This window comes from Chryseobacterium sp. UF-290 (assembly GCF_058245615.1).
Map to the genome: position 1 here is coordinate 512,656 of NZ_JBSICB010000001.1, position 13,042 is coordinate 525,697.

Genomic DNA, 13,042 nt, shown 5'->3' on the forward strand with positions numbered 1-13,042 from the left:
GCGAAATCTAATGGTCATTTTCTACATTCGTGAGATAGCGATAAATCACATTTTCTTTGCGTTTATGAGTATTCAATAATACATTTTTTGCTTGCTGAATTTTCTCTTTGCTTTGCTCTATATTAAGTAACAATTGCTCTTGTTTCTTTTTGTCTTCAGGAACCGGTATTAAAATTGACTTATAAAATGTATCTGGAACTCTTCTATGCCCACTCGAACCAGTCATATTTTTTTCAGCTTCTATTCTAATAGATTCTCTATTCAAAAATGCAAATAGGTATTTGTTACTAACTTTTTTCTCGTTAGCTCTAAAAACATGAAATTCTGAGCTTCCAAACCCTATATGATTTGTTAAATTTTCGGCAATAGCACATTTTCCATTTTCCATACAAGGAGTAATTTTCGCTATAATTATATCTCCTTCTCTAAAATATTTGTAGCTTCCTGTTCTAACATCTTTTAATGAGCGATCCTCTTTATGAGATATAAATCCTTCTTCACTTACAGATGCCATCTCAACAAACGAAACAAGACTACTATCATCAATTTCACGAGTTTCAGTTTTTGATGGATTGATTTGTGATAAATCAGAAAGTTTTTCTAATGGATAATCTTTATTATAAAACTCTACAATTAATTTTTCAATTTTATCTGATTCTGTTTTGATCTTCTTTTCTAAATTTTCATCTTCTTTATCAATAGCCTTACATTCTTCAATGATTTGTTTTTGAATATCAATTGGTGGAAGAGGAATTTTCACTTCATTTCTTAAATAACTACTATTTAAACTTTTACCAAATGTATTCAATCCTACATTTTCCAAATCAATTAATTTTGCATTGAATAAATAAAACAAGTAAGAATCAATTACCTTATCTTTTTCAGTCGGAATCAAGCCAGCAATAGCCTCATTTGTATACAAGTCTTTTCCTGCAATAGCTGTTTTTCCTATAGAAAGCTTAAAACTCAATAATGTGGTTCCTTTTGGGATTAACTTAACATTTGAATCTTTAATTGCTTGCTCGGTAATTTTCTCTTTAGTATCCTCAATTAATTTTCCATTCATTTCAGATATTGACACCCATAAGTTACTTCCTGTAAAATAATTTGAATTACTTCTTGAAGGGGTACCTCCAATTGTCACATCCACTATGTCCCCTAATCTTACGACATCCCAAATCGTTTCGACATCAGATGCTATTCTATTAGGTGTTAAACTAATAATTTTAGAAAACTCGATACTTTTAAAATCAATCATATCTATCAAGCTAGAATAGGTAACATTTTTTTTAAGACTTTCAGGAATCTCAAATTCATTCCCTTTAAAATTCTGGTGAATTAAATAATTGATTTTTTCTGAATTCTTCTTATTACTAGGATCATAAAGAGGTGTGTTTATATTATTTAAGTTAAAAATATTACTTAATACACGTTTATCTTCTTCTTCTAAAGCAACATTCCCTTCATCTTCATTTTCTCCTTCTAATGGAGCCAGATTAATTCCCCCTAAATATTTGATTCCTTCATTTCCTTTTGCAGCGCTCCATTCATAACCCAAAAATTTTTTAATTTCATTAGTTTTCGTAGGGCTTTTTATTATTACTACTTTTTGAGGATTATGGCTCGCCAAAACAAAATAATAAAGCCTATCAATCTCATTTTCAACAACGTAAATAAAAAACCTCTTATTTAGCTCTTCAATTTGTTTTTCAGTACTCAATTCTTTGAAGGTTTTTCTTCCTTTTAGATTTTTTATTTCTGTCCATTTATCAAATTCATTTCTATAATCCTTAAAAATATCATTGTTCAATAATACTTCATTTGGACTACCTTTTAAAAGAGTTTGATAATCTTCAAAGTTTATCTCTAAGTGATTACAATACAATTTTAACAAATGCTCATCTTCAAAGATTCCATCTTTTGATTTATCAAAATTAAACCAAGCATTAATTCGGTTTTTGAAATGATCCGCTGGTGCAGGATTCTCTTTTTTACGTCTTATGAATAATGTAACAGTATTTGTTCCTGTTTTACCAAAAGTACCACTTCCAAACTCAGCTATTGCGACAATATCAAAATATTTTAGTAAAACTTCTCTAGTTGCAACATAAATATTTGTTGATTTAGATGTACTTTTTGATTTTCCTTTTGTTAAAATAGAGGATGGAACAATTATCCCAGCCACTCCACCAGGCTTTAGAAGTTGTTTCGCTCTCTCAATAAAAAATGCTTCTATGCTATTATTATTAGGATAACTTTTTTCGGTAACTGTTTCTAATAATTTAAATTTTTTCCTTTCAAGATCATTAAGAGTTTCAAGAAAACCCTTTACACTGTATGGGGGATTTGCAACCAATACTGAAAAACTATTATCCTTAATGTCTTTATCATTCATAGCTTTTCCTGATGACAATGCATCAGCGTAAACAATATTAATATCATCTTGACCGTACATAAAAGCAGAGACCTTTGCTACTTTAGATAAACGATATTCTTTTTCAACACCATAAATACTTTCATAATAGTCTGAAAGTTTAGCATCTTTTTTTAATTCAATAATATCTTTTATTTCTTTTGCATATTCATTTAAAAAGTGACCAGCACCACAGGCATAATCAATTGTTTTAGGAATATCTTCACTATTTTCAATTATATCTTCTAACGGTAAAGACTTTAATATAAACTTTACAATTGGCATTGGGGTAAAAAACTGTCCTTCAGATTGTTTTACACCTTGATCTAAGAACCCTTCAAACATATCTCCCAAAAATTGGTTTTCTTCGCTTGCAGAATCTGTATCTGTTTTCAAACGGATATCTTGAAGCATCTGAACTATTCTCAATAATATTTTAAAGTTTTGTTTAAATAACTTTTCGTTATGCACATCAATAAAGCCGAAATCGTTATTATTAAAAAACTTTAATTCTTTAAAGTATTCTTTAATTTTATCTTTTGTAGCATCTTTATCATTTTTAAAAAAATCAAAAGCTTCTTCGATTTGGTCATTGCTTATATATACAACGTCCTCTCCTAGGAACTTTTCCATTCCTATTTGATAAAGCTTTTGAAGGCGATCAATCAGACTAAAAGGATCATCATAAGCTATCCCTTTCCAATAGAATTTTAAATCATCAGAATTACTACTTTCATCAACTATTTTGCATAGAAATAGATTAACTAACTTATCAAAAGCATTTTCTCTACCTGAAACGTTATGCTGACGAAGAATTGTAGCAAACTCATGATATTTACCTTGAATATCATTACCATTAATTTTATCTAAATCTGTTAATGTATATTTTGTTTTTCCAATATCATAAGGAGGAATATCGGCTTCAAATAATCCTTTTGTTGCATAATCTTGTTCATAAATATCCTTCCAAACATTATAAATATCTTCAACATCAAGACTTTTTGCTTTTTCATAAGATAAAGGAGACTTACTAATTAGTTCCTTTAACAAATCTTCATTATCAATTAATGTTACTATGTTAGACCTGTAAACCACCTTATCATTATCAAGATTAGATGTATAAAGACAAACAAATTTTGTACTTCCTGCCTGTTTGACATATGATAATAACTGTCCTCCGTTTATTAACGTTTTTTTCCATGCATCATCAAATTCTTTTCCTTCAGTTTTACATTCAATAATTAATAATGATTTTCCAGAGTTGTCTTTAATCATAATATCAGCACGCCCTCCACTAGCTCCATGCCCAACTTTCCAACGGGGTTCTAATTCAATATGCTCTGGTTTATATCCTTTCTCGAGAAGTCTATTAACACATTCAAACACTACAAAATTTTCCTTTTGAGAAAAATTACACGTTTGTTTTTCATTTATCTTTAGTCCTTTATCTTCAGGATATATAAGTTGTTCGTTTTGAAAATCAACTTTTAGATAAGTATCAGAATCAGGAAATTTTTTGGAATAAATATTCCCGGATTTTGAAAAATCTAATACTTCTAAAAGTGCTTTAAAATTATCTTTAGTTATCATTATTTAGTCGAATTCAATAAGTCTGTAATGTTTACATCTAAAAGCTTCGCAATCTCTTGTAAAGTCTGTACTGATGGTTGTACTTCATTTCTACACCATCTTGAAACTGTCGTTTCTGATTTGTTCAACTGGTTTGAAAGCCACTTGCTCTTCTTTTGTTTTTCTGCTAAGACAGCTTTTAATCTATTAATTGGAATATTATGCATAGAAATATACATTTGATGTAAAGATAAAAATACTTAAAATTGTATTAGCATTTTTTGTTATTTTTATTTGTCTATGGAGTTGGCAAAATTAATTAGTTTATATCTAAATAAAATTTTGAACAAAGAAGCAACGAGTGACAAGCGTTTTGAAAAAACGAGCAGTCTGAGGAAGTGACGACTGAAAAATTTTTAATACTTTGCAACCGTCAGGAATTTGTTTTTTAAAGAAGTATGCTTACATTCACCAACGAAAAAACAGGGTAAATAAAATCTGAACAGCTTAACGGCAGGATTTCTAAAATCTGAACAGTTTTTTCATTTTGAGTTACTTGTAACTCTTTAAAAAGAATCCATCTCATAAAATAGTTATGAGATGGATTCTTTGTTTTACAAAAAAATTAAATTATAAGACTATTTAACTATAAATTTATTTATACAATCCTCTATATTAATAAAATATATTCCGTTTGGAAGATTATCAATTAATACTGAATTCCTCTTAACATTGGACTTTTTAATCATTTTGCCATCACTATTATAAATAATAATCTCTTTTACTGTTTTATTAAAATGTAAATATTCCCCGTTTTAATGGGGGTTAGGATAAATTAGAAGTTGAGAATTCTTATTATTAACTTCATTGGCTGCCAAAGTTGAATAACATGTCCAGGATATATCATCTATTGCAATTCGTTGTCCTGTATTTGGGTTCAAAATTTTAATTATAAAATCGCCGTTTACATTCAGATTATCAATAGTTGTTACGGTTACATTGGAACTGAATGGTATTATTCCAACCTGGATATCATTTATTTCCACTATGAGTTCACCAGGATTTTCAGCAAATTTTAGCTGTGTAGTTACGGTAAGGCTTTTAATTCCTCCATTAATTGTAGAACTCATTAAATTACCATTCCGGATAGTAATTGCTTTACCATTAATCGACTGATCAGTTCTTGAGTCAGAAGCTGTCCAGGTAATATTATTGTTAATCCAGGTATTTGTTTCAAAAGAACCCGAACCTATAGGAATATTTTCAAAACTTTCTGCTCCACCACAGGTAAAAGCTATTTTTGGCAAAGGCTTTTCTTCGATAAATAAATAAGATCTATAATAAAGCATATTAAAAACTCATTAAACATAATGCATTTATTATTAGCATATAAATTCTATTTTTCATTTCAAATATTTAATCGTAATATTGCGATATAATTATTTTAGTTATGGGAGTGACGAAAACCGACCAATTTACAGATCAGCAAAACAAGATGGCTATCATTACAAAAGCATTAGGTCATCCTGCCAGAATTGCGATCATCGAATATCTGCTAAAAGTAAATACTTGTATATGTGGAGATATTGTGAATGAATTACCATTGGCACAGGCAACAGTTTCCCAACATCTGAAAGAGTTGAAGAATGCAGGTCTTATAAAAGGGAATATTGAAGGAACTGCCATTTGCTACTGTATTGATGAAAATACATTTGGAATATTGAAAGACTACTTTTCAACTATTATTCTCACTACTGCCAATCAGAAATGCTGTTAAAGCATTTTTTTAAGTAAAATATCGCAATATTGCATTTAAACGATAAAAAAGAAAAATATGAAATTATCTGAAATCAAAGAAATTTTACCAACATTAGACAATGTTGAATTTCAATTAGAAAACGGAACTTTTGTTCCGGAGCATTTTCATGTTACAGAGATAGGAACCGTAACAAAACATTTTATTGATTGTGGTGGTACAATCCGCAATGAAAGAGTGGTTAATTTCCAATTATGGAATGCAAATGATTTTGAGCACAGATTAAAGCCCGGAAAGCTTTTACATATTATCAAACTTTCAGAAGCAAAGCTGGGTATTGGAGAGGGTGAAATTGAAGTTGAGTATCAAAATAACACGATTGGAAAATATGATTTAGCATTTAATGGGAAAACTTTTGTTCTTAAAAATAAAACAACAGCTTGTTTAGCTAAGGATGCTTGTGGTATTCCTGCTGAAAAGCAGAAAGTCAACTTGTCAGATCTTTCTTCTAACAAAGGTTCTTATTGTACTCCAAACTCTGGATGTTGTTAAGCTGAATTATACTAAAATTGAATAAATTATGTATCCTCAACTATTAGAAACAATAGAGCTATTAAAAAAGCAGCTTGTTATTCCGTACATGTTCCCTAGGGTTCTCTAAAAAATATGAGAACCCGTTTAATCCGACCTGCAATTTTGCCGCTATAATGACTTGTTCACAAGCAGACAAAGGCTACCCTTTCATAGCAGGAGCAGAAATATTTTATGTCTTTTCACAGGTAAGCAATTAAGGCTGAAAATGTTTCACCTCGTATATTCTTTGCAAAATGGAATAGAATTCTTATACATGCTGAAAGATTTTGAAACCAGCCAATTGATCACCAAAAAGCCAAAAATGCCCCATAAAATACCCCGCCAATTCCTGAAGATCAGAATATCTGTCAGCATTAAGGCTATAAGAGTGAAAAGTCCTATCCCCCATTTGGATAGCTGCAACCATTTAAAATGGCCGAATGTAAATTCCGGGTTGCTTGCATGTAAAAAACAGTAATTTTCCGTCCAGTCCAGAGCCATATAAACGATCCCAAGAAATAATAACAGGATGAATACAGCAGACCAGAAAGGCTTTTTCTTCGCTTCTCTTTTTTCGTTTTTCTGCTTCAGAGCATACAACACTAAAAAAAATCCCCCGAAAAATATAGCGAAATTATCATATTGTAAGGTCAGCACATCCAATTGTTGCTGGCACGTGCTCAACTTGCTGAACTCATCTCTGAAATGATCTATAGAATCATATATTTGCGGAAGTTTAAGGCATTTATTCTTCTCAAACTGAAGAAAACCCATGACTCCCCATAGAACGGATGCTGTAAAATAACAGATCCGAAGGAGCAGTCTGATTAAAAAGTTATTCATGGCTCATATTTTCTTTTTGGTTTAACCGTTCACGATCCAGCTTATACTGCTTCCAGTCAAAATCTTCCAGAAAGCTTAATGCCGCTTCTACACCTTTCAGGAACAAAATCTCTTTTTCTTCAAAAGAAAGTCCGAAATTCAGCCAATTGGTCTTCGTCTCATAAGCTTTTATTTCAGCAATGCTATGTTTTCTGTAAAACGGGTTGACTGCCAAAAAAGAACTGTCTTCATTATTCCGAAGGGTATTGATCACATTACCGACATAACTGCTGAAGGTCAGTCTCTGTTTCTGGTTGACCACAGGTTTTTCATCCATGATCCGGCCCCCCAATACCGGGACTCTTGGTTCCTGAATATGGCTGATATGAAATAAGTTGATAGGAAAATTAGATAAAGACCCGCCATCAATAAGTATCCCATTTGTTGACCGCCTCACGATTCCTTTGGCTTCCAGCCAGTCTGTACTTTTATTAGCAGGAATAATTTTCGGTTCGAAAAACATAGGAATAGCCATAGATGCCCTTACAAAAATTGAAGGATTGAAAACGGCTGAACCGAAATCATATAATTTTTCGTCCCGGGGAAAAACAATTTTACACTGATTGGCAATATCTGTGGTTACAAAAGAATAATCAAAGTCAATCTTTTTTTCATCTTTTTCTTTGAGCTTTTTATCTTCTGTTCCCTCACTATCAGAGTCTTCATTCAGTACATTTTTTTCAACCGTTTTTTCTTCGTCTCTTATAAGGTATAATTTCGGAAGTTTCAGGCCCTTATCCGAGTTGAATTTTTCCGTACTTAACTTAGCTTGAATTTGCGGAGGATCATCCATTTCGGAAATGATATTGGAATACCACTTATGCTCATGGTTTACCTCATTTTCCGGCATTGCATCATCATTAAAATACTCTTTTCTGCCTGCAAAAGACTTAAGCCTCACCTGCTCTGTTTCTGAAATCACTTTCCCCTCATCAGTATTCACAAATTTCCTGGAATCAAATTCCATATATCCTTCTGCTTTTTTTCTCAAATGTTCCTGAGTTGTAATTCCTGATTTTTTCAGCTCTCTTTTCAGAAAATTTTCAAAAACTTTTCCGGGATTGATTCCATACCTGTATTGGTGAAGTCTCCACAATAATATCACAATTATTGCTGACATTCCAATAAAAAGAGCCATAAAAATAAGATAAGCAGGAGCCATGTCAACCCCAGCATAACTTAGCAAAGGCAATATCACCAATGCCAAAGCAGCGACTGCCAGATACGAAATCAGGATATTATTGACAAGCCCAGGGCCTCTGCTCAAAGAAAATATCATAAACCTGACAATCCCCAGTTTAGCATCGATAAAGCTGCTCATATCGAACCTTTTCTTATCATACATCATCATATCAAACAATTCCGCTGATTTCGGCTCATCCTTTTCTCCCATAGATGCCAGAAACAGGGTATTGATTGCCCCAGCACTGGTACCGGCTAATCTTAAAAATCTGATCCCCAAATATTCAAGGACAAATACATAACCAACCAATGAAATCCCCAATGTTCCTCCTCCTTCCTGTACAAAATGTACCCATTGAAGTATTTTACCGTTCTTATCTTTTGAAATTGTATCTGAAAATCTTTTATTTTCAAGTTTTTCTAATCGCTCTGCAAGCGTTCCCTTCCTATCTTTAAATTTCATCTTTCCATACTTGCTTTTGATCTCTTCTAAATCTGTTTTCATGGTTAATGGTTGATTTTAGTTTATAGCTTTTTATTTCACATTGACATACCAAAGCTTCCATTTTTCATCAATAAGCGGGACACTTGCTTTGATCTGCTCTACACTGTAACAGCAGTTTTATTCTTACCACAAATTTTACGATTATATATTCGCACGTCAATTACCCGTTTGGGTAATAAATATATGATGCTATTTAAATAAATGATAAATGAATATAGCCTGAAAAACGTATATTTTTCAGATTATTAAAGCATTTGTTTTATAGGGGAATAACAATCTATCTTTAGTGGATAAATGAGTATTGATTTTCGGGTCAGACAAACCCTTGTACTCTTTTGGCCTTAGCTCAGGAGAAAGACTGACTTGAAGAGTTAAGTTATTTTTCAGGTTTCCTAAAGCAGAAACTGCATGGTTGGCGTTGGAGCTCGCTTCATTTTTCATAACACCATGCCCCGGATCTATTATAATGATTCCAGTTTTCATGATATAAGTTTTTATAAAGTTAATAAAAATTTATATACATTTTAAGAATACTTCATATATCTAAAGCTATTTATGCGAAGAAAAGAAAACCATAATCTGTTATTATAGCAATATTTAGCATCACTATCTTATCCTTTCTTCAACATACTTTGGAACTTTATTAAGATCTTTTTTTTGAGATTTCATTAAAGAAAGATATGTTTTATAATTTTCTATAGCCTTTTCTTTTTTTCCTATATTCCAATAGCTATTTGCAAGATTAAGATACGCTACAACCCGATCAGGATATTTTTGAATTATTTTTTGAAGTACATTAATTGATACTGAAGGATTAATACTTTCAAGATTAAAGGCAAAATCATTTATTTTAGTAATGTTATGGGATGAAATAACTACATAATCCAGCCAGCTTTTATCCGCAACCCAATCATAATAATTAAACTTTATCTTAGAAAAATCACCCGCATCTAATAGTATTGTCGCCTTATCGTCTGCTTCAACTGAAAAATAACTTTCCTTATATGTAAAGAGATCAAAGGTATTGTTTGAAAATTTCAATGTGAAATCAATGACAGAATATTTATCAGAGGCAAAAGGGGCAATACAGGTTGTGTAGGAAAGTAAATTATTTTCAAATTTCAGATTATCAATATTCACATTGGATTTTCCGCTGCATTCTTTGCAGGGAAAAATAGTATTGCTTTCATAAGTAGATCGTTCGGTATTATTTTTATTCTTAAAAACAATAATAAGCTTTCTTTGAGTGAGTTGCTCAGACTCTTTTTTAGCATTCTTTAATGTTAAAATATATAAATCATCACGAACACCATCATTGTTAAAGTCATTATGAAGCTGGGCTACAATCTCATTTGATTGTAATAAAGACTCTACTTGAGAATTTTGGGAATTACAACTTATTCCTGAAAGAAGAAGTAATAAAGAAATTTTATTTATCATCTTTAAATATTTTAACCGTTCTATCAAAAGCATCCCTTCTGTTGCTATATGATATAACATAGAATCTTATCAAAATATCACCTTCCCATCATTAATCCACCTATTTTTCCTATCCCATTTTCCACCACAATCTGATTGTAATTCTGTCACAACTTTTTTCTTCACTATATCAACAATAACACATAAATAATTCTCGTATAATGTTTTATTAGTTCCGTCTTCTACATATCCTTTAGAAATGTAATCCATAACTATAAATCTTTTATTAGGTGATATGCTTAGAATTTGTCCTCCGGAATAATTTGAATTATCATAGCCTTGTATTTTATATTTCTTACCGCTTTTCAGAATAAAAGGGTTTTGATACATATTAAATTCTTTATTATACTCATTAAACCCTAATTTGCAACATTTAGAAATGGAAATAAGGGGCAACCCTTTTTTCGTTTGTGAATAGGTTATACAAGTGATTAGTAATAAAAGTACTATTAGCGTTTTTTTCATTATTCTCAATATCAGACAAAATAGAAGAAACTACAAAATCTTAAAGCTTTTTTCATCAGTTAACTTGACTAAGTGGATATACATTTCATCACATTCTCTGAAATGTGTATACTGGTTCATTGAATTGCCAGAATTTTGAATAGAGATTGTGTCATTTGAATACATACCTCCTATACCCTCATTAAAATCCAGATAGGTTACACTATCTTCTTTAGAGATCTTGACAGTCCCTTTATATTTTTTTATTTTTCCCATACTAAAAATAAAACTATTATCATGAGCTATTTTTAGATTGAGCTTACACTTAGGCTCTACCGATGAATAAACACCAATAATACTTTGAGAATAGGCAAAGTGGGAAATGAAAAAAATTAAAAATATAAATGGTCTAATCATCAAGTTTTTCAATTTTGGCTTTATTGTTTTTACCCCATTTGAGATTTTTAATATTTGTTCCATATTACTTTCTTTTCATCACTTTCATTCAAGGCTGTTTTTCGAACACTTTACCCAATATTTCTTATTATCTAATAGCTTTTCCTGAACGTTATCAAAGTTATTTTTCGTCAAAGAAAAATTCATTTTCCTTGGTATTTTATACTGACACTTTTCAGTCATTAACCTTTCACTTAAAGGATTAGTTCTTGAACTTAAAATATCCGTCAAAATCCAATCTTTTTTTAGTTTATCATAGCTAAAGTTTAATAAATCAAAATCGAGATATTTAGGCGCGTAAGTGAATTTAACACTGATAAGACTTTTTATTACTTTGACATTTAAACTTCCTGCTTCTGAATTATAATTTGAGAAAAAAAATATTGAATCATTTTTCCTGTTCTCAATTGACTTCCCATATTCAAAAATTAGTTTATTGGTAACTGAATCTTTATAAATAACATCCTGGATTTTATCTAAATTCAGATCTTTTTTGGCAATAATCTGATATTGTGCGTTGCTAAGCAGAGGAACTAGTACAAGCCCAATTATTTTACTTTTTTTTAGAAATACACAATTCGTCATACTTAAAAAATAATTTTAGATTTTTCGTAAATTCTTTTCTTTCTTTCAATCCATAAGGATGTTTCACTTTTCCATTTATGTATTGTGAGAACTTTAATACATCATCTTTTTTATCTGCATTTTAAATTTTTATCTTACGGGACCAGACCTTTTTTTCTTGGGGTATTTCTTATTATCGATAGACAAAAAGTAGTCTTTAGGTAAATTATTTTCTATTTTCCCATTTTCATATTTGTAAAGAGTTTGATCTTTTGTAAGTATCCAACTATTATATTTTGAACAAAATGACTATTTATAACTACAGTTTACCTATTCTTTTTTAAATAATATCCTTTTTAATTTTGAAGTACTTTCTTTTACCAAGCCAAATTGAAAATGATTTTGTATAGCTGAATAGGTATTTTTATCTATATCAAATGTTACTTCATCCTTGTCTTCAAATCTGCTCTCTACATTATTATAAATCTTATATTTATATTCATTTCCATTTTTTGACAATAATTTTTTATTAAAAGAAGGTTCTCCCTCTGTTGAATTTTTTGTAACAGACTGCAATATATTTTTACTATACTTGTAGATAACATCCCATGTATCCATTTCATCAGATTGTGTTCTTTTCGTCACTAACGAAGCTTTTAATATCTTTAAATCATGATTTTTGTATTTTTTATAGGAGGATATTCTATTCAGATATTTTAATTGATATGGATAATCTCCTAAATTATCATCCAATAAGTCTACTAAGTCCAAAATATTCTTTTCTCTAGAAATGCTATTCTTAAGTTCAGTATAATAAGATTTATTCAAAAAATAAGTATCCTTTTGATTTAGAGTTACTGTTTGGTTTTGGTCTGTAAATCTCACAGTAAGACTATCTGATATTTTTGATTGTTCATATATTATTAAGCTTAAGGTATTACTTGATTGTTTAATGTTCTTTAGTACAAAAATTATTGGAATCGTTTTATCCAATGATTCATAAGTATCATTATAATACCCCACACTATCTTTTTTTAAATTAAGAGTATAGACATATGAAAACACTTCTTTTTTATCATCATTTTTTATGAGTGTATCATTTTCATATGTTTTTAAGGGAATGTATTGTTCTTTTATTCTTATTATTTCTTTATTCTGAGAAAAACAAGAATTAAATACAATAGTAAATAAAAATAAAATATGTAGTCGATTCATAATT

Annotated in this window: 13 protein-coding genes and 2 pseudogenes; 3 read left to right on the plus strand and 12 right to left on the minus strand. The window is 30.3% G+C overall.

Going from position 1 to position 13,042, the window contains the following annotated elements; genetic code table 11:
• Positions 1–7 precede the first annotated feature (7 nt).
• From AC4IF5_RS02240 to AC4IF5_RS02255, 4 genes and pseudogenes are all read right to left on the minus strand, one after another.
• A complete protein-coding gene (locus AC4IF5_RS02240) occupies positions 8–4,003 on the minus strand; it encodes an N-6 DNA methylase (protein ID WP_490731264.1) in 3,996 nt (1,331 codons plus the stop codon).
• Complete coding sequence (locus tag AC4IF5_RS02245; RefSeq protein WP_490731266.1) at positions 4,003–4,221, minus strand: helix-turn-helix transcriptional regulator; 219 nt, start codon at positions 4,219–4,221, stop codon at positions 4,003–4,005. Before AC4IF5_RS02245 ends, AC4IF5_RS02240 begins: the two co-directional genes overlap by 1 nt.
• 399 nt (positions 4,222–4,620) lie before the next feature.
• Positions 4,621–4,773, minus strand: a pseudogene (locus tag AC4IF5_RS02250) (T9SS type A sorting domain-containing protein); the annotation flags it as partial.
• Between the two features lie 24 nt (positions 4,774–4,797).
• Positions 4,798–5,331 carry a hypothetical protein gene (locus AC4IF5_RS02255; protein WP_490731268.1) on the minus strand — a complete coding sequence of 178 codons (534 nt, stop codon included), beginning with the start codon at positions 5,329–5,331 and terminating at the stop codon, positions 4,798–4,800.
• A 101-nt stretch (positions 5,332–5,432) separates the two neighbouring features.
• On the opposite strand from AC4IF5_RS02255, the gene AC4IF5_RS02260 reads away from it, so the two are divergent.
• From AC4IF5_RS02260 to AC4IF5_RS02270, 3 genes and pseudogenes are all read left to right on the plus strand, one after another.
• Positions 5,433–5,759 (plus strand): ArsR/SmtB family transcription factor, encoded by a 327-nt coding sequence (locus AC4IF5_RS02260; RefSeq protein ID WP_490731270.1) that lies wholly within the window; start codon positions 5,433–5,435, stop codon positions 5,757–5,759.
• A 57-nt stretch (positions 5,760–5,816) separates the two neighbouring features.
• The gene (locus tag AC4IF5_RS02265; RefSeq protein WP_490731272.1) at positions 5,817–6,290 is read left to right on the plus strand and encodes a DUF6428 family protein; all 474 of its coding nucleotides are present in this window, start codon (positions 5,817–5,819) and stop codon (positions 6,288–6,290) included.
• Between the two features lie 95 nt (positions 6,291–6,385).
• Positions 6,386–6,496: pseudogene (locus tag AC4IF5_RS02270) on the plus strand (protein-tyrosine-phosphatase); the annotation flags it as partial.
• 46 nt (positions 6,497–6,542) lie between these two features.
• On the opposite strand, the gene AC4IF5_RS02275 reads toward AC4IF5_RS02270, so the two are convergent.
• The 8 genes from AC4IF5_RS02275 to AC4IF5_RS02310 all read right to left on the minus strand — a co-directional run bounded on the left by AC4IF5_RS02275 (position 6,543) and on the right by AC4IF5_RS02310 (position 13,038).
• Positions 6,543–7,154, minus strand: a complete 612-nt coding sequence (locus AC4IF5_RS02275) for a hypothetical protein (RefSeq protein WP_490731274.1) — start codon at positions 7,152–7,154, stop codon at positions 6,543–6,545.
• Positions 7,147–8,880, minus strand: coding sequence for a patatin-like phospholipase family protein (locus AC4IF5_RS02280; protein ID WP_490731276.1), 1,734 nt, complete (start codon positions 8,878–8,880; stop codon positions 7,147–7,149). The genes AC4IF5_RS02275 and AC4IF5_RS02280 overlap by 8 nt, the downstream gene beginning before the upstream one ends.
• 237 nt (positions 8,881–9,117) lie before the next feature.
• Complete coding sequence (locus AC4IF5_RS02285; protein ID WP_490731278.1) at positions 9,118–9,363, minus strand: hypothetical protein; 246 nt, start codon at positions 9,361–9,363, stop codon at positions 9,118–9,120.
• Positions 9,364–9,486: 123 nt separating this feature from the next.
• Entirely contained in the window at positions 9,487–10,320 is an 834-nt protein-coding gene (locus AC4IF5_RS02290) for a tetratricopeptide repeat protein (protein WP_490731280.1), read from the minus strand.
• A 69-nt stretch (positions 10,321–10,389) separates the two neighbouring features.
• Positions 10,390–10,824 (minus strand): hypothetical protein, encoded by a 435-nt coding sequence (locus AC4IF5_RS02295; protein ID WP_490731282.1) that lies wholly within the window; start codon positions 10,822–10,824, stop codon positions 10,390–10,392.
• A 30-nt stretch (positions 10,825–10,854) separates the two neighbouring features.
• Positions 10,855–11,283, minus strand: a complete 429-nt coding sequence (locus tag AC4IF5_RS02300; RefSeq protein ID WP_490731284.1) for a hypothetical protein — start codon at positions 11,281–11,283, stop codon at positions 10,855–10,857.
• A gap of 21 nt (positions 11,284–11,304) precedes the next feature.
• Complete coding sequence (locus AC4IF5_RS02305) at positions 11,305–11,844, minus strand: hypothetical protein (protein ID WP_490731285.1); 540 nt, start codon at positions 11,842–11,844, stop codon at positions 11,305–11,307.
• A gap of 309 nt (positions 11,845–12,153) precedes the next feature.
• Positions 12,154–13,038 carry a hypothetical protein gene (locus AC4IF5_RS02310; RefSeq protein ID WP_490731286.1) on the minus strand — a complete coding sequence of 295 codons (885 nt, stop codon included), beginning with the start codon at positions 13,036–13,038 and terminating at the stop codon, positions 12,154–12,156.
• Positions 13,039–13,042 lie beyond the last annotated feature (4 nt).